At 54.1% G+C, this 15,571-nt stretch carries 20 protein-coding genes; 2 read left to right on the top strand and 18 right to left on the bottom strand.

Going from position 1 to position 15,571, the window contains the following annotated elements:
• Window positions 1-123 precede the first annotated feature (123 nt).
• From rplN to QET40_RS08965, 18 genes are all read right to left on the bottom strand, one after another.
• The gene (rplN, locus tag QET40_RS09050; protein ID WP_280126850.1) at window positions 124-489 is read right to left on the bottom strand and encodes a 50S ribosomal protein L14; all 366 of its coding nucleotides are present in this window, start codon (window positions 487-489) and stop codon (window positions 124-126) included.
• Window positions 490-535: 46 nt separating this feature from the next.
• Window positions 536-808, bottom strand: a complete 273-nt coding sequence (gene rpsQ / locus QET40_RS09045) for a 30S ribosomal protein S17 (RefSeq protein WP_280126849.1) — start codon at window positions 806-808, stop codon at window positions 536-538.
• Between the two features lie 40 nt (window positions 809-848).
• Entirely contained in the window at window positions 849-1,052 is a 204-nt protein-coding gene (gene rpmC, locus QET40_RS09040; RefSeq protein WP_280126848.1) for a 50S ribosomal protein L29, read from the bottom strand.
• Window positions 1,053-1,079: 27 nt separating this feature from the next.
• Complete coding sequence (rplP, locus tag QET40_RS09035) at window positions 1,080-1,505, bottom strand: 50S ribosomal protein L16 (RefSeq protein ID WP_280126847.1); 426 nt, start codon at window positions 1,503-1,505, stop codon at window positions 1,080-1,082.
• A 53-nt stretch (window positions 1,506-1,558) separates the two neighbouring features.
• On the bottom strand, window positions 1,559-2,257 hold the full coding sequence (rpsC, locus tag QET40_RS09030; protein WP_280126846.1) for a 30S ribosomal protein S3: 699 nt from the start codon (window positions 2,255-2,257) through the stop codon (window positions 1,559-1,561).
• A gap of 43 nt (window positions 2,258-2,300) precedes the next feature.
• Window positions 2,301-2,639: a 50S ribosomal protein L22 gene (gene rplV / locus QET40_RS09025; RefSeq protein ID WP_280126845.1), complete on the bottom strand. Its 339-nt coding sequence runs from the start codon at window positions 2,637-2,639 to the stop codon at window positions 2,301-2,303.
• 44 nt (window positions 2,640-2,683) lie between these two features.
• Entirely contained in the window at window positions 2,684-3,400 is a 717-nt protein-coding gene (locus tag QET40_RS09020) for a hypothetical protein (protein WP_280126844.1), read from the bottom strand.
• 21 nt (window positions 3,401-3,421) lie between these two features.
• Window positions 3,422-3,691 carry a 30S ribosomal protein S19 gene (gene rpsS, locus QET40_RS09015; protein ID WP_280126843.1) on the bottom strand — a complete coding sequence of 90 codons (270 nt, stop codon included), beginning with the start codon at window positions 3,689-3,691 and terminating at the stop codon, window positions 3,422-3,424.
• A gap of 28 nt (window positions 3,692-3,719) precedes the next feature.
• The gene (rplB, locus tag QET40_RS09010) at window positions 3,720-4,556 is read right to left on the bottom strand and encodes a 50S ribosomal protein L2 (RefSeq protein WP_280126842.1); all 837 of its coding nucleotides are present in this window, start codon (window positions 4,554-4,556) and stop codon (window positions 3,720-3,722) included.
• 29 nt (window positions 4,557-4,585) lie between these two features.
• Window positions 4,586-4,870 (bottom strand): 50S ribosomal protein L23, encoded by a 285-nt coding sequence (gene rplW / locus QET40_RS09005; protein WP_280126841.1) that lies wholly within the window; start codon window positions 4,868-4,870, stop codon window positions 4,586-4,588.
• A 4-nt stretch (window positions 4,871-4,874) separates the two neighbouring features.
• Window positions 4,875-5,483: a 50S ribosomal protein L4 gene (rplD, locus tag QET40_RS09000; protein WP_280126840.1), complete on the bottom strand. Its 609-nt coding sequence runs from the start codon at window positions 5,481-5,483 to the stop codon at window positions 4,875-4,877.
• 25 nt (window positions 5,484-5,508) lie between these two features.
• A complete protein-coding gene (rplC, locus tag QET40_RS08995) occupies window positions 5,509-6,153 on the bottom strand; it encodes a 50S ribosomal protein L3 (protein WP_280126839.1) in 645 nt (214 codons plus the stop codon).
• Between the two features lie 53 nt (window positions 6,154-6,206).
• Window positions 6,207-6,515, bottom strand: a complete 309-nt coding sequence (rpsJ, locus tag QET40_RS08990; protein ID WP_280126838.1) for a 30S ribosomal protein S10 — start codon at window positions 6,513-6,515, stop codon at window positions 6,207-6,209.
• Window positions 6,516-6,553: 38 nt separating this feature from the next.
• Window positions 6,554-8,701 carry an elongation factor G gene (gene fusA, locus QET40_RS08985; protein ID WP_280126837.1) on the bottom strand — a complete coding sequence of 716 codons (2,148 nt, stop codon included), beginning with the start codon at window positions 8,699-8,701 and terminating at the stop codon, window positions 6,554-6,556.
• A gap of 54 nt (window positions 8,702-8,755) precedes the next feature.
• The gene (gene rpsG / locus QET40_RS08980) at window positions 8,756-9,229 is read right to left on the bottom strand and encodes a 30S ribosomal protein S7 (RefSeq protein WP_280126836.1); all 474 of its coding nucleotides are present in this window, start codon (window positions 9,227-9,229) and stop codon (window positions 8,756-8,758) included.
• A 37-nt stretch (window positions 9,230-9,266) separates the two neighbouring features.
• Window positions 9,267-9,650: a 30S ribosomal protein S12 gene (gene rpsL, locus QET40_RS08975; RefSeq protein ID WP_102721861.1), complete on the bottom strand. Its 384-nt coding sequence runs from the start codon at window positions 9,648-9,650 to the stop codon at window positions 9,267-9,269.
• Window positions 9,651-10,077: 427 nt separating this feature from the next.
• Complete coding sequence (gene gpmI, locus QET40_RS08970; protein WP_280126835.1) at window positions 10,078-11,616, bottom strand: 2,3-bisphosphoglycerate-independent phosphoglycerate mutase; 1,539 nt, start codon at window positions 11,614-11,616, stop codon at window positions 10,078-10,080.
• A 624-nt stretch (window positions 11,617-12,240) separates the two neighbouring features.
• On the bottom strand, window positions 12,241-12,651 hold the full coding sequence (locus QET40_RS08965) for a thioesterase family protein (RefSeq protein WP_280126834.1): 411 nt from the start codon (window positions 12,649-12,651) through the stop codon (window positions 12,241-12,243).
• A 290-nt stretch (window positions 12,652-12,941) separates the two neighbouring features.
• Between QET40_RS08965 and QET40_RS08960 the strand changes: the two genes are divergently transcribed.
• Window positions 12,942-14,081: an ATP-binding protein gene (locus QET40_RS08960; RefSeq protein ID WP_280126833.1), complete on the top strand. Its 1,140-nt coding sequence runs from the start codon at window positions 12,942-12,944 to the stop codon at window positions 14,079-14,081.
• A gap of 28 nt (window positions 14,082-14,109) precedes the next feature.
• Window positions 14,110-15,549 (top strand): sigma-54 dependent transcriptional regulator, encoded by a 1,440-nt coding sequence (locus tag QET40_RS08955; protein WP_280126832.1) that lies wholly within the window; start codon window positions 14,110-14,112, stop codon window positions 15,547-15,549.
• Window positions 15,550-15,571: the final 22 nt, after the last annotated feature.

The following is a 15,571-nucleotide window of genomic DNA, read 5'->3' as shown; positions in this document are numbered from 1 at the left end:
CCTTGTCGCAGCATTCCCAAGAAGTAAGAGTACCCCAGGGTTCCTATTCGTCTCCCGTCACTATAAAAAAACCTGTCCCGACTGTGGCCGGGACAGGTTTTACAAAACGCGTATCGAGGTTCTTTAGAGAACTTCGGGGGCAAGGGATACGATCTTCATGAACTGCTTTTCGCGGAGTTCACGAGCGACCGGTCCAAAAATACGGGTACCGCGCGGGTTGTTGTCCTTATCAATGATAACGATCGCGTTACCATCAAAGCGAAGCACGGAACCGTCGTCACGACGGATCGGGGCTGCAGTGCGGACGACGACGGCACGTACAACGGAACCCTTCTTCACGGCAGCCGTGGGAATGGATTCGCGGATGTGAGCCGTAATAATGTCTCCGATGCGGGCCTGGCGGGTACGCTTGCCGAGAACGCCAATCATTTTGGCGGAACGGGCGCCCGTGTTATCGGCCACCTGAAGAACTGTTTCCATCTGGATCATTGTATCAAGTCTCCTTCTAGTTAATGGTTATTCGTCCAATCAGGGCTTAGTGCGTGATGATGTCCACGAGCTGCCAGCGCTTCAGCTTGGAAAGCGGGCGAGTCTCAATGATACGCACCTTATCGCCAACCTTGGCTTTACTATCTTCGTCGTGAGCATAGAACTTCTTGCTCTTCTTGACGATCTTCTTGAACTTGGGATGGGGAACGCGGGCGACGTATTCCACAACGATGGTCTTGTCCATCTTGGTGGAAATGACAACACCGACGCGCGTCTTGCGAAGTCCGGGCTTTTTAGCCGTTTCAGTTTGTTCGCTCATATTGCTATCTCAAATGTTTATGTGTTAAACGACCGTGACCTTACTGAGCGGCGGATTCACCCTGAATGGTGAGGGCACGAGCAAGTTCCTTGCGGACGGCGCGGATTCTCTGGTTGTTTTCCAGCTGACCAGTGGAGAGCTGGATGCGGAGATTGAAGGATTCTTCACGAAGGCTGCGGATGTGAGCGGAAAGCTCCTGGGCAGACATGGCGCGAAGGTCTTTGGCAGAATTCTTGTCAGACATTGTATTAGATATGTTCCGTGTTGAATTTTAGCCGATGTGGGTACCCGGACGAGTGACGAAGCGGGTTCTGACTCCAAGCTTGTTGGAAGCCAAACGAATAGCTTCACGGGCCTGGGACTCGGAAACGCCACCTACTTCAAACAGGATGTTGCCGGGGCGGACAACGGCCACCCAGCCTTCAACGGCACCCTTACCTTTACCCATACGGGTATCCGGGGGACGGGACGTAAAGGACTTCTGCGGAAAAATGCGGATGAAAACTTTACCTTTACGCTTGAGATAACGGTTGATGGCAATACGGCAGGCTTCAATCTGGTTGTTGGTGATCCAGCCACGGTCAAGTGTTTGAAGACCGAAATCACCGAAAGCAACCGTCGTACCGCTCGTGGCGTTACCGGAACGGCTACCGCGATGCATTTTGCGGTGCTTCACTCTTTTGGGCATTAAGGGCATGTCTTATTCCTCCTAGTATATATTGTTTAAGCTTGTTGTGGGGGACGGACTCCTCAGGAGCGGGGGGCGCGACGCGGACCACGGGGGCCTTGCGGGCGATTGCTCTGCGACTGTTGTCCCTGTTCTTCCGGGCGCTTGTTGACCCAGCATTTCACACCGATCTTACCGTACACCGTATTGGCTTCGGCGAAACCATAGTCGATCGGCACACGAAGCGTCTGAAGCGGCACTTTGCCTTCGCGGTACCATTCGGCACGGGCGATATCGGCGCCACCGAGACGACCTGCGCAACGGATACGGATACCATCGGCTCCGCGTTCCATAGCGATCTGAACGGCACGCTTCATGGCGCGGCGGAAAGAGACGCGGCGTTCAAGTTGAACGGCAACGTTTTCTGCGACGAGCTGAGCGTCTGTTTCAGGCGTACGGATTTCGACGATGTCGATGTTGACCTGGGTGGTCGTACCACAGATGGTCTGGAGATCCTGACGCATCTTTTCGATTTCTTCACCCTTGCGGCCAATGACAAGACCGGGGCGTGCGGTGTGGACGGTGATGCGGACGCTGTTCCATGCACGTTCGATCACGATGCTGGAAACGGCGGCGGTCATGAGGCGATTCTTGATGTAATCGCGCATCTTAAGGTCTTCGTGGAGCTTCTTGGCAAAGTCCTGCCCGGTAGCATACCACTTGGAGCGCCAGTCCTTATTCACGGCGAGACGGAACCCGATCGGATTTACTTTCTGTCCCATGATATTAGTTGAGCTGAATAGTGTGTAATGAGTTGAGAATGTCTTAGTCCTTTGTGCTGGCAAGGACGACGGTGATGTGGGACATGCGCTTCTGGATCATATTGGCGGATCCTCGGGCGCGGGGCATGGTGCGACGCATCATGGGGCCTTCATCGACAGTGACGGACTTGATAACGAGTTCGTCAGCGGAGAGTTCGTTGTTGTTTTCCGCGTTGGCAACGGCGGACTTCAACGTCTTGTTCAGGAGATAAGCTCCCTTCTTGGGGGTGTAGGTAAGAATGTCAGTAGCCTGAGAAACGCTCAAGCCCTGGATTTCGCGAGCCACATCACGCATTTTTTTTGCGGAGATGCGTGCGTATTTATAAACAGCTTTCACTTCCATGGGTTTTTCCTCGTGGTCGGGGGTTGGTTGAGAGAAGGTATGATTTAGTTGATAGTCTTTACTGAGGCAGAATCTCCCACGCGCACGGTTTCCGCGGGCGTCTGGAGTTTCTGGATTAGCGCGCCGCAGACTTCCTTGCGGACGTCGGTAACGACGGCTTCTCCGATGATTTGAGCTCCACGCGATACCACCAACGGCATCCCGATTCGCATTCCGGCGGCTCGGCCCGCATTGAGTACCAGCAAACCGGAGTCGCTGTCAATGCTCAAAACCTGGGCTTCCGCCAAATTACCCGCGCCATCCCGCACGGGCGCCTGCCTGAATCCAAGGACGGAATCCAGTTCGCGGAGGGAACTTTCCACCGCAAGCCTGGTAGCCGATTCCTCGGAAATGGCTTGTTTCATATAAGCGATAACAGCACCGGAGAGCTTGACGGCAACCTGTTCCAAATCCTGCACTTTTTTGTTGAGGATTTCCAGGTCCGAGACAGCTTGCACCAGTCGTTCTTCGCTGTTACCGAGCGCTGCGCCTCCCAGGGCTTCCAAGCGGGAGCGTATTTCCACCAGCTTGGCAGTCGCATCGTCAGCGTCCTTGCGAGCCTGGGCATATGATACCCGGAGCGTTGCATTCTGCTTTTCGAGGCGCTCGATTCTGCGCGTCAGTTCTGCCGTTGTCTCATCCTCTGCATGGGCAAGGCACCCCGTTGCCGCCACGGAGACGGCAAGGAATGTCTTGTATATGCTGGAGGATGAAATCGACATTGTGAATGATTAACTTAATGATTACTTCTTGCCGATACCGCCGTGCGCCTTGAAGATACGCGTGGGGGCAAATTCACCAAGCTTGTGGCCGACCATGTTTTCCGTGACGTACACGGTGGCAAATGATTTGCCGGCGTGGACGAGGAAGGTGAGGCCGACGAAGTCAGGCGTAATCATGGATGCGCGGCTCCACGTCTTGATGGGCTTGCGGTCGCCGCTTTCGATCTGAGCGTCAATCTTGGCAAGAAGCTTCTGACTGACGAAGGGGCCTTTTTTAAGAGAACGTCCCATTGTAGTTGATCCTTTATATTAGTTGAAATTACTTGGCATTGCGGCGCTGAACGATGGAAACATCGCTTGGCTTGCGCAGGCGGCGGGTTTTCTGGCCCTTGACATGTCCCCACGGGGACTTGAGGTGCTGACGGCCACCACCGGACTTGGACTTACCTTCACCACCACCGTTCGGGTGGTCGACAGGGTTCATACACATGCCGCGGACGGTCGGACGAACGCCGAGCCAGCGGGTACGGCCGGCTTTACCGGACATTTCATTCATGTGCTGGGTATTGCCGACCTGGCCGATCGTGCAGTAGCAGTCATCGTTGAAACGACGGATTTCTCCGGAGGGCATCTTGACCAGGGCATAACCGGCTTCACGGTTGGAGACGATAGCCTGCTGACCGGCAGCACGAGCCACCTTGCCGCCCGTTCCCGGACGAACTTCGATGTTGTGCACCGCGGTACCCAGGGGTACGTTTTTCAGGGGCATGGCGTTGCCGACCTTGGGGGCGACAGTCTTACCGCTCTGAACCGTAGCGCCAACTTGCAGACCGACCGGAGCCAGAATGTAGGACTTGACACCGTCGGTGTACTGAATGAGGGCGATTCGGCAGGAACGATTCGGATCATATTCGATCGCGAGCACCGTTGCAGGAACGTCGCACTTGCTGCGCTTGAAGTCGACAAGGCGATACTTGCGCTTGTGGCCGCCACCAATGTGACGGGTTGTGATACGGCCATTGTTGTTACGACCGCCGGACTTTTTCAGGGGCGTGCAAAGGCTCTTTTCAGGAGTGGTCTTCGTAATCTCATCGAAGGAGGACCAAACCTTGTATCGGTTGGAGGGGGTGACAGGCTTGAATGACTTGAGGGACATGATAACTCTTTCCTTCCTGGATTCAGGGGTTACACGAGATCAAGGGTTTCACCATCGGCAAGGCTCACATAGGCCTTTTTCCAATTGGCGGTCTTACCGGCATCGGAGCGGCGCTTGCGCTTCAACTTGCCATCGTAGTTGGCGGTGCGAACGGAAGCAACTTTCTTGCCGAAAGCCTTTTCCACAGCCTGCTTGATTTCGATCTTGGTGGCGTCGCACTGGACTTCAAGGACGATTTCGCCGGCAGCTTCGTGCAGCATGGTCGCCTTTTCGCTGATGCGGACCTTCTTAATGATTTGATAAATGTCTTTCATGGCCTTAGGCGGTGCGGCTTGCGAGGGTTTCCAAAGCGCTTTCAACAAAGATGACAGCCTTGGCGTTCATGAGTTGTTCGATATTGACTTCGGCGGCCGTCATGAGGAGGACTTCCTGCACGTTACGACCGGCAAGGTAGGTTTTTTCATCGAATGAAGCGGCGACGATAAGAACCTTGTCGGAATCCGTCAAAGCCTTGACGGCGGAAACAAAGCTCTTGGTTTTGCCATCTTCAATGGAGAAGGAGGGCACCACGCTCACAGCGCCGGCGGAGATAATGTCGCCGAGGACGCGGCGAAGAGCCAGACGACGGGTCGTCTTGTTGACCTTCTTGGTGTAGTCGCAGGGGCGGGGGCCGAAGACCACACCACCACCAACCATGATGGGGGCGCGCTTGTCGCCGTGACGGGCATTACCTGTGCCCTTCTGGCGGAAGATCTTCTTGTTGCTGCCGCTCACTTCACCGCGGGTTTTGGTGTTGGCGGAACCCGTACGGCGGTTGGCCTGGTAGGCAACGATCAGATCGTGCACGGCCTGGGAGCCTTTGTCGCTACCGACAACTTGAATGTTGGCGGCGGCGGCGGCTTCGAGTGTAAAAGTATTGGCTGACATGGAATCTATTTCCTCTGGTTAAGCTTTACTTAGCCTGCTTTTTCTTGGCCGGACGGATGACGAGGTAGGAACCGCGTGCACCGGGTACGGCACCGGAAACGAGAATGACGTTGTCTTCCGGACGAATCTGGACGACTTTCAAATTCTGAACGGTACGACGGAAATTGCCGTGCTGTCCGGGCATCTTCTGTCCCTTCCAAACGCGGCCGGGAGTGGAGCAACCACCCACGCCACCTGTACGACGGTGCATCATGGAACCGTGCGTCATCGGGGAACCGTGGAAGTTGTGACGGCGCATAACGCCCTGGAAGCCTTTACCCTTGGAGGTACCAACCACGTCGACCCACTGGCCGTCCGTGAAGAGATTCACTCCGGGGTGTTCAGCGCCTTCTTCCGGAAGTTCGGAAGTTTCAACGCGGAATTCCTTGAGAAGCTTCGAAGGCTGGATGCCGAGCTTCTTGTAATGTCCGGCAACGGGGCGGGAAAGGCGGCTTTCTTTTTGGGCGGAGAAGGCAACCTGAATGGCGGTGTAGCCATCGTTGTCTTCCGTCTTGCGCTGGGCAAAGGTATTGCCGGCCACATCGATCACGGTCACGGGAACCATGGCGCCCGTTTCCTGGTCGAAGAGGCGGGTCATACCGACCTTTTTACCGATAAGTCCTAGAGCCATTGTATTGTGTCTTTCTTTTTCTTGAATTAACCTATCCTGGAGCTCACACCTGATCAGATGCGGATCGTGATGTCGACACCGGCCGGGAGATTGAGCTTCTTGAGCTCATCCACCGTACGTGCCGTAGGATCGACGATGTCGAGGAGGCGCTTGTGGGTACGGATTTCGAACTGTTCGGCCGACTTCTTGTTGACGTGAACGGAACGGTTCACGGAGAACTTCTCGATGCGGGTCGGAAGCGGAATCGGGCCGGCTACCTTGGCTCCCGTGCGCTTGGCGGTTTCGACGATTTCCTGGGCGGAACGGTCGATAGCGCGGGAATCAAAAGCGCGGAGTCTAATGCGGATTTTAGGACTTTGCATGACGTGCAGTGCTTTAAATTACTTTGTAAACTTGATGATTACTTGCCGCGTTCGTTGACGATCTGGTCAACAAGGTTCTGCGGCACTTGCTCGAAATGGGACGGTTCCATGGAGTAGGAAGCACGGCCACTGGAGAGCGTACGGACAACGGTGGAATAACCGAACATTTCGGCGAGGGGAACCATGGCCTTAAGGATGCAAACCGTACCCTTGGTTTCCATGGAGCTGATCTGGCCGCGGCGACGGTTAAGGTCACCCATGACGTCTCCCTGGTAATCGGTGGGAGTCGTCACTTCAACGGACATGATCGGTTCGAGCATGAAGGGCTTAGCCTTCTTGAAGGCATCCTTCATGGCGAAGATGGCAGCCATCTTGAACGCGTTTTCGTTGGAGTCGACTTCATGGTAGGAGCCGTCGACCACATCGACATGAACGTCAACGACGGGATAGCCGGCAACGACACCAGTCGTCATGGCTTCGTTCAGCCCGGCATAAACGGCGTTCATGTATTCCTTCGGAATAGCGCCGCCGACAATCTTGTTGGCGATGGTAAGGCCTTTACCGCGTTCGTTGGGGGCGACATCGATCACAACGTGACCGTACTGGCCGCGGCCACCCGACTGCTTGACGAGCTTGCCGTCACCGTGAGCGGGATTGGCGATACTTTCGCGATAGGCGATCTGGGGCTTGCCGACATTGGCTTCCACCTTGAATTCGCGCATCAGGCGGTCAATGATGATTTCGAGGTGAAGTTCACCCATACCGGCAATGATGGTCTGTCCGGTTTCTTCGTCCGTCTTGACCTGGAAGGTCGGGTCTTCTTCAGACAGGCGGGCAAGAGCATTGGACATCTTTTCCTGGTCGGCCTTGGTCTTGGGTTCCACGGCCATGGCGATAACCGGTTCCGGGAAGGTCGGAGGCTCGAGAACGTAGTCGTTATCGTCGCAGGTGACAGTGTCACCCGTGGTCACATTACGGAGGCCGACGATAGCGGCGATGTCACCGGAATAAACGGCATCGATGTCGTTGTGGGTATCGGCCTGCATCTGGATGAGGCGACCCACGCGTTCCGTTTTACGGGTACGGGGATTGTAGACGGTATCACCCTTCTTGATCACGCCGGAGTACACGCGAATGAAGATCAGCTTACCGACAAACTTGTCAGCCCAAAGTTTGAATGCAAGAGCAACGGGCTTTTCATTATCGCTAACGCAGAGATTTTTCTTCTCTTCGGGATCAATAGTGCTTTCAACTTCGATGGCTTTCGTTTCAAGCGGCGAGGGCAAATAGTCGATCACGGCGTCCATAAGGTACTGTACGCCCTTGTTCTTGAAAGCGGAACCACCGGCAACGGCAATAAACTCGTTGGCGATCGTGGCACGACGGATAGCCTTCTTGAGGTCTTCCGTCGAGATCGGTTCTTCCATGAGGAACTTTTCACCAAGTTCTTCATCAACATCGGCCACGCGGGAAACAAGATCTTCATAGGCTTCTTCGGCCTCGCTCTTGAGTTCTTCGGGGATATCGACAACAGTGTAGGTGGAACCGAGACGATCGTCATCACTGTACATAATGGCTTTCTGGTTGACGACGTCGATCTGACCGCGAAGCGTGTCTTCGGAACCGATCGGAATCAGAATGGCAGCGGCATTGGCGCCGAGCTTGTTCTGAATGTCGGCAAGGACATTGGCAAAGTTGGCGCCGACGCGGTCCATCTTGTTGACGAAGCAAATACGGGGAACGCTGTACTTGGAAGCCTGACGCCAGACGGTTTCAGTCTGAGGCTGCACACCGGCAACACCGCAGAACACGACGATAGCACCGTCGAGCACGCGCAGGGAACGTTCCACTTCAGCTGTGAAGTCAACGTGTCCGGGCGTGTCAATGATGTTGATCTGGAACTGCTCGTTTTCGAAAACCTTGTAAACTCCATCATCATGGAGCTGCTTCCAGTTGGCACTCACAGCGGCGGACGTAATGGTGATGCCGCGTTCGCGTTCCTGCTCCATCCAGTCAGTCGTGGTGGAACCGTCGTGCGTTTCACCAATCTTGTGAATCATACCCGTGTAAAACAGGATACGTTCGGAAAGGGTCGTCTTGCCGGCGTCAATGTGTGCGGAGATACCGATGTTGCGGTAACGCTGCAACGGGCACTTGCGGTTGGGGCTGTTGATATTGTCGGACATTTCTAAGCTAAAGTGGAATGTTCTTGTTAAGGTGGTGTGTTACACACCGGTCATTTACCAGCGGAAGTGGGCGAAAGCACGGTTGGCCTGGGCCATCTTGTGCACATCGTCACGCTTGCGAACGGAGGAACCCTGGTTGTTGGCGGCTTCCTTGATTTCATTGGCAAGAGCCTTATGCATCGGCACACCACGACGGCTGCGGGCATAATTGACAACCCAGCGCATAGCCAGTGATTCGGAACGGGCAGGATCCACTTCCAGAGGCACCTGGTACGTGGCACCACCTACACGACGACTCTTCACTTCAACGCGCGGCTTGGCATTTTCAATGGCACGGGTGAGAACTTCCAGAGGATCAACCGTATCCGTACCTTCATTGGCAAGATCGATTGCAGAATAAACAATACGTTCCGCAAGTGAGCGCTTGCCGCTCAACATTACCTTGCTGATCAGTTTACCAACAAGGACACTGTCGTAACGGGGGTCACGACGTTCGATTTTCTTATAGACGCGCTTACGACGGGCCATGATATCAGATTTTGAGGATTAATTGGTTGTTAAGGCTTTACTTGGCAGCAACCTTCGGGCGTTTGGCACCGTACTTGGAGCGACCCTGACGACGCTTGTCAACACCGAGGCAGTCAAGAGCACCACGAACGATGTGATAACGGACACCGGGAAGGTCCTTGACACGACCACCGCGGACAAGAACGATGGAGTGTTCCTGAAGGTTATGTCCTTCACCGCCGATGTAGGCGATCACTTCTTCACCATTGGTCAAACGGACCTTGGCGACCTTACGAAGAGCGGAGTTAGGCTTCTTCGGCGTACGAGTCATCACCTGGAGACAAACACCACGACGCTGCGGGCAGCTGTGGAGGGCACGAGACTTGGACTTCTCTTCCGGAGTAATGCGTCCTTTGCGGACGAGCTGATTGATTGTCGGCATGTTTCCTGCTTGGTTTTAGTTCGTCGGAGTGCTTTTTCCGGTATCAAAACGAACGATCCTTGCTGAGCAGGAACCGGCCTTTTTTCCGGAGGCACCCCCGATAGAAAACTTATTTTCCTGCACCCTGCGGTGCCGTGTGGGGCAACAAATATACCGATTAATCATTCTATGACAAGACTTTTATTAGGAATTTTCAATCATTCTTTAACACAAACACAACATACTATTAATCAGCAACTTAATGGTTATTTTATGTTTGTTTCCGCCCTTTTCCTCCGCTTTTTACCCTGCCCTTTCGTCATCGGGGACGATCCCATGGGGCATTTGCCACCAAGTATCGCCTTCCACACCATGGCACAAAAAATCAACCGCTTCATCTCCGAGACAGAGATGAAGCGGTTGAAAACGGACAGAGGACAACGGAAAATTACTTCCGTTCCACCAGACTCTTTCCGGACATTTCAGCCGGTTGGGCAATGCCGAGCAACCCGAGAATAGTCGGTGCGATATCGGCCAGGATGCCATCCTTAAGAACCACATCATCCTTGTCGGCGCCTACATAGATCAGATCCACCAGATTAGTCGTATGAGCCGTATTCGGAGAACCGTCTTCATTGCGCATGTGTTCGCAATTGCCGTGGTCGGCAGTGATCAGAACCTTTCCACCCAGTTCCAGAACCTTGGAGACAACCTGTTTCAATCCCTTGTCCACAGCTTCGCAGGCCTTGATGCCGGCTTCCACGAAACCCGTGTGCCCCACCATGTCCGGATTGGCAAAATTGAGGATCGCCACATCGTAATTACCGATGGCTTCCACAAACTTGTCAGCCACGCCCTCGGCGCTCATCTGCGGTTTCAAATCGTATGTAGCCACTTCGCGAGGGGAGGGGACAAGAATACGGTCTTCCCCTTCGAACTGGGTTTCCACCCCGCCGTTGAAGAAGAAGGTAACATGCGCGTACTTTTCCGTTTCGGCGATACGAAGCTGCTTGAGTCCGGCGGAAGAAATCACCTCACCCAGAATATTGTCGAGTTCTTCCGCAGCAAATACGATCGGAGAAGGATATTTCGCATCATACTCGGTCATCGTCACGAAATGCACTTTCGGCATCACTTCACGGTCAAAGCCGTCAAACTCGGGGTAGAGGAACGCGTCCGACATCTGACGGGCACGGTCGGCTCGGAAGTTGAAGAAGAAAACAACATCGTTGTCCCGGATGCGCTGTTCGTCGCCATAGGCAAAGATGCCGGGCTTGAGGAACTCGTCCGTTTCCTTCTCGTCATAACGCTGTTCGATATACTCATGGGGAGTGCAGGAACACTGTTCACCACGGCCAAGGACAATGGCATCCCAGGCCAGCTTGTTGCGGTCCCAGCGCTTGTCGCGGTCCATGGCATAGAAGCGGCCGATCACCGTAGCGATTTTGGCACCGTACGGAGCCACGGCTTCTTCCAATTGCTTCAGGTAGCCGGCACCGCTCGTCGGGGAACAGTCTCGGCCATCTGTGATAGCATGGATGCAAATGTCGCGCACACCCGCTTCATAAGCCAGGCGCACCAAGCCAATCAAATGGTCGATATGGCTGTGGACACCGCCATCGCTCACCAGCCCCATCAAGTGCAGGCGAGACGTCTTGGCTTTTTCATAGGCTTCCACCAAAACGGGGTTCGCCGCAAGAGATCCATCCTGAATAGCATTCGCAATGCGGCAGAGATCTTGGAAAACCACTCGCCCGGCCCCCAGATTCAAGTGCCCCACTTCCGAGTTACCCATCTGCCCGTCAGGAAGTCCTACATCACTACCGGAAGCCCCGATCATGCAATGAGGGCAGGTTTCCAGCAGAGAATCGGTAAAGGGAGTTTCAGCAAGAACGGTGGCGTCACCATATTGTTCGGCAACGGAGGGGCCTAGGGGATTGCGACCCCAACCATCCCGGATAATCAGTACGACTGGCTTTTTTGACATGCCCCTCTTTATCCCTGACTCCTCCGTTTGAAAAGCCGGAATTGCGACTATTCGCATTTTATCGTGTTGACTCATGAATCAACACGGTCCTAAAACGAAAGCCTCCTAGCTTGCATGATATCAAGATCTACAAGATATAGAAGGGAAAATGCCGATCGCCATGCTTCGTCCCTCTTCCCTCCCTCCACCTGCCAATCGCTTCCTGGTATGGAGCATTGCCATTCCGCATATCCTTGCCTATATCTATAAAGGAATATCAGACAGCATCCGAGCCCATAAAGACCCAGCCTCTCCAGAATCCACCGCCCCCTATGAACATCATCCAACTCATCATTGCAGGCATTACAGTAGCAGCATGCAGTTCATGCGCCATTCAAAAAGGCTTCGAATTTCGCGCCTTCCTCCCGTCGGATTCTCGGCAGGAATTTCAACCGGAATCCGCCAGAATATCGCACATATCCCCCTTATTCTCTCGCGGTATGCCTCCTGATTCCAAGCCTCGTCATCCTGTATATCCCCCGGCCCTTTTTCCATTCATAGCTGATGACGAACCGGCCTTACCAGAACCTTCTTCTCTCCGGCTATAAACTCATCCCTGCAAACCTCACCGTATCGGCATGCGGTTCACAGACTTTCCAAGAGCTGACGCTCGCCATCCGTAAACGGATTTTTGCGGTCGTTCAGCATGCGCACTACCGTATACGAGGCATTCATGATTACCACATCACCCTTCGTCACGGTGAACGACCAAGTCAAAGCCGACTCACCGATGTGAGACGGAACGGCCTGTACATCCACCAAGTCCCCCGCATACGCCGGGGACTTGTAATCCACCTCCACATGCACGCGCGGCCAAGAGTGCCCCGGAGCATACATCGGAAACCCCAACCCGCGCATGCAGACATGCTCTGCCTCTTCCAAAATGCACAACAACCGTGCAAAATGGCCTACTCCGCCTGCATCCGTATCGGCAAAACTCACCTCGCGACGGTAGTGAAACCCCGCCCCGTTTCCAAGACTTTCCTCCTGATTCATAGTTCCACACTAGGATACCTCGCCAGCTCTCGTCCAGAAACATCTGCGCCTCCGCAACATTTCTTTCCAGACTCTGATCCACCGATTTGAGCATCTAGGAATTTCTATCTATTGATCAAACAAAAACGCTACGGATTCATGTTCCAGGACGATACAAAAGAAGCCTCAGCTTTGTAATCTATCCCGTTGATACTATCATCACGGATAAATAGTGACAATTTGTCACAGCTCTTCTTGATTTACCGGAGGGATTTATGCTATAAACACGTATCTTCCCACCTCCTCCGTCCATGAAAAAGGAAACCGTTGAAAAGCTCATTGACCGTATTGGTCACTTGGAGAACAAGGAATTGCAAGCATTCCTGCTGAAGCTTTCCGAACAAAAAGGATTCTTCCAGCAGGTATTCGAAGTATTGCAGGAAGGCATCATCCTGCTGGATACGGGGGGCCATGTCGTGTACGTCAACAAGGCTGCCGCCAAAATTCTCAATAAGGAAGTGCGCGACGTCACGACGGACGACCTCGGCATCCTCTTCGGGCGCAATAACGCCTGGGGAGAAGTTGCCAAGGAAGGAGGGGCTGTCTCCCACGACACGGAAATCCACTACCCGGAACACCGCTACCTCAATCTTTACATCGCCCCCATCGGCGAGGAAACCACAACCGGCTATCTCATCCTCATCCGCGACGAAACAGCCCGTTATCTGCACACGGAAGAGATTCTCGAAGCAGAGCAACTCAACTCCCTGACTCTGCTCTCCGCCGGAGTCGCCCACGAAATCGGAAATCCTCTTAATTCCATCGGTCTTCATCTCCAGTTGCTGGACCGTAAAACGCGACAACTCCAATCTCCGGAAGCCGAACAACTGAGAGAACTCGTCCAAACTTCCCGCTCGGAAGTCAAACGCCTCGATGCCATCCTCCGTCAATTCCTCCAAGCCGTCCGCCCGACCAAGCCCAACCGGGAAAGATTGGAAATCAATGCTCTCATCGAAGAAATCATCCAATTCCTCCGTCCGGAAATCGAAGAACGCAACATCCACATCGTCCTTGATCTCTGTTCTCCCATGCCTGTCATGGACATGGATCCCGTCCAGATTAAACAAGTCTTCTACAATCTCGTCAAAAACGCCTATCAGGCCATTCCTTCCGGGGGTGGTTCCATCCTCATCAAAACGGAGTGCAATGCTTACGAAGTCCGCGTTACCGTTTCCGACACCGGCAGCGGCATTTCCCACGAAGTCATGGGCAGCATCTACGAACCCTTCCTGACGACCAAATCGGAAGGGACAGGACTGGGGCTCCTCATTGTCCGCCGCATCGTCAAAGATCACGGAGGCAACCTCACCATCGCCAGCCATGCCGGAGAAGGTACCACGATCACCATGTTCTTCCCCCGGACGGATTCCGCAGCCAGACTCCTTCAATAGTAAATGACCTTCCCTTCGCCAACAATCCATGAGCCAGCCGATCCTGTTAATTGTCGATGACGAAAAGCCCACGCGCGATGCCCTCCGCATGGCGCTGGAAGACATCTACGACGTATACACGGCTTCCAACCTGACACAAGCCGCCAACATTCTGGACGCCGAACCCGTCGACTTGATTCTTACCGACCTCCGCCTCGGTGGAGAAAACGGCATGGACCTCCTCGACTCCGCCTCCGCCCGAGAACACCCGCCCGTCTGCATCGTCATGACAGCTTACGGCTCCGTTGATACCGCCGTGGAAGCCATGAAGCGAGGGGCCTACCATTTCGTCACCAAACCCCTGAACCTTGACGAAGTAGAACTCCTCCTCAAACGTGCCCAGCGCACGCGTTCCCTGGAATCTGCCAACCGCGAACTGGAGGCTACCCTCCATCCCCACAAGGGACTCGACAGGCTTCTCGGCAAATCCGAAGCCATGGAAAAAGTCTTTCGCATCATTCGTCAGGTGGCACCAGGCAAAACCACTGTCCTGATTGAGGGAGAAAGCGGTACCGGCAAAGAACTTGTCGCCCATGCCATCCACGCCCTCTCCCCCCGTGCTTCCAAGCCATTCGTCGTCGTCAACTGCGCCGCTCTTTCCCCACAACTGTTGGAAAGCGAACTTTTCGGTCATGAGAAAGGCGCCTTCACCGGAGCCGTCCAGAAAAGAATCGGCCGTTTTGAAGAAGCTAACGGAGGTTCCATTTTCCTTGATGAAATCGGAGAAATCGATCCTGCCACCCAGGTTCGTCTCTTACGCGTCCTCTCGGAACGTACCATTGAACGCGTCGGTTCCAACACCCCGGTCCCCATCGATGTACGCGTTATTGCCGCCACCAACAAATCTCTCAAAAAACTCGTCGAAGAAGGCACCTTCCGGGAAGACCTCTTCTTCCGCCTCAATGTCGTCAAAATCGATATGCCTCCTTTGCGCGAGCGCCAAGAGGATATCATTCTCCTTTCCAACGCCTTCCTCAAAGAATTTGCCGGAGAAAACGGAAAAACCGTCAAACCGCTCTCCGATCAGGCAACCCGGGCTCTACTCTCCTATCCATGGCCCGGCAATGTCCGGGAACTGCGTACAGCCATCGAACACGGTGTCGTCATGAGTAATGGAAGCACCGTAGATCTCACCCATCTCCCCGCCCAGCTGCGGACAACACAACAGGAACAACCGGAAAGTCCTCCCCCGGATCAGCCTTCTCAGCCCATAACGCATATTCAGCTTGTCCATCCAGGCAGTTTGAACCTATTATCCCTTGAAAAGGAAGCCATCCGCCAGGCTCTCCGGATCACCGGAGACAATCGGACGGCGGCAGCCAAACTCCTGGGTATCAGCCGGAGAACACTCCAAAGGAAAATCGCCGAAGACTTCGACCCAACCAAGACCTCGGAATCGGATACCCGCGGGATCCAGGCAAACCAATAGCCTCCTACCTTTTCATCACATC

It is taken from the genome of Akkermansia sp. N21169, assembly GCF_029854675.1.
In the GTDB taxonomy this organism is placed as follows: Bacteria; Verrucomicrobiota; Verrucomicrobiia; order Verrucomicrobiales; family Akkermansiaceae; genus Akkermansia.
This window is presented reverse-complemented; position numbering and strand designations above follow the sequence as displayed.

What these genes read in the sequence shown, in the direction of transcription:
- rplC (WP_280126839.1), bottom strand. Translation starts at nt 6,153, where the DNA reads ATGGCTCTAGGACTTATCGGTAAAAAGGTCGGTATGACCCGCCTCTTC.
- fusA (WP_280126837.1), bottom strand. Translation starts at nt 8,701, where the DNA reads ATGTCCGACAATATCAACAGCCCCAACCGCAAGTGCCCGTTGCAGCGT.
- rpsC (WP_280126846.1), bottom strand. Translation starts at nt 2,257, where the DNA reads ATGGGACAGAAAGTAAATCCGATCGGGTTCCGTCTCGCCGTGAATAAG.
- rpsQ (WP_280126849.1), bottom strand. Translation starts at nt 808, where the DNA reads ATGAGCGAACAAACTGAAACGGCTAAAAAGCCCGGACTTCGCAAGACG.
- rplD (WP_280126840.1), bottom strand. Translation starts at nt 5,483, where the DNA reads ATGTCAGCCAATACTTTTACACTCGAAGCCGCCGCCGCCGCCAACATT.
- rpsG (WP_280126836.1), bottom strand. Translation starts at nt 9,229, where the DNA reads ATGGCCCGTCGTAAGCGCGTCTATAAGAAAATCGAACGTCGTGACCCC.
- rpsS (WP_280126843.1), bottom strand. Translation starts at nt 3,691, where the DNA reads ATGGGACGTTCTCTTAAAAAAGGCCCCTTCGTCAGTCAGAAGCTTCTT.
- QET40_RS08960 (WP_280126833.1), top strand. Translation starts at nt 12,942, where the DNA reads ATGAAAAAGGAAACCGTTGAAAAGCTCATTGACCGTATTGGTCACTTG.
- rplP (WP_280126847.1), bottom strand. Translation starts at nt 1,505, where the DNA reads ATGCCCTTAATGCCCAAAAGAGTGAAGCACCGCAAAATGCATCGCGGT.
- rpsL (WP_102721861.1), bottom strand. Translation starts at nt 9,650, where the DNA reads ATGCCGACAATCAATCAGCTCGTCCGCAAAGGACGCATTACTCCGGAA.
- QET40_RS08955 (WP_280126832.1), top strand. Translation starts at nt 14,110, where the DNA reads ATGAGCCAGCCGATCCTGTTAATTGTCGATGACGAAAAGCCCACGCGC.
- QET40_RS08965 (WP_280126834.1), bottom strand. Translation starts at nt 12,651, where the DNA reads ATGAATCAGGAGGAAAGTCTTGGAAACGGGGCGGGGTTTCACTACCGT.
- rplV (WP_280126845.1), bottom strand. Translation starts at nt 2,639, where the DNA reads ATGGAAGTGAAAGCTGTTTATAAATACGCACGCATCTCCGCAAAAAAA.
- rplN (WP_280126850.1), bottom strand. Translation starts at nt 489, where the DNA reads ATGATCCAGATGGAAACAGTTCTTCAGGTGGCCGATAACACGGGCGCC.
- QET40_RS09020 (WP_280126844.1), bottom strand. Translation starts at nt 3,400, where the DNA reads ATGTCGATTTCATCCTCCAGCATATACAAGACATTCCTTGCCGTCTCC.
- gpmI (WP_280126835.1), bottom strand. Translation starts at nt 11,616, where the DNA reads ATGTCAAAAAAGCCAGTCGTACTGATTATCCGGGATGGTTGGGGTCGC.
- rpsJ (WP_280126838.1), bottom strand. Translation starts at nt 6,515, where the DNA reads ATGCAAAGTCCTAAAATCCGCATTAGACTCCGCGCTTTTGATTCCCGC.
- rplW (WP_280126841.1), bottom strand. Translation starts at nt 4,870, where the DNA reads ATGAAAGACATTTATCAAATCATTAAGAAGGTCCGCATCAGCGAAAAG.
- rpmC (WP_280126848.1), bottom strand. Translation starts at nt 1,052, where the DNA reads ATGTCTGACAAGAATTCTGCCAAAGACCTTCGCGCCATGTCTGCCCAG.
- rplB (WP_280126842.1), bottom strand. Translation starts at nt 4,556, where the DNA reads ATGTCCCTCAAGTCATTCAAGCCTGTCACCCCCTCCAACCGATACAAG.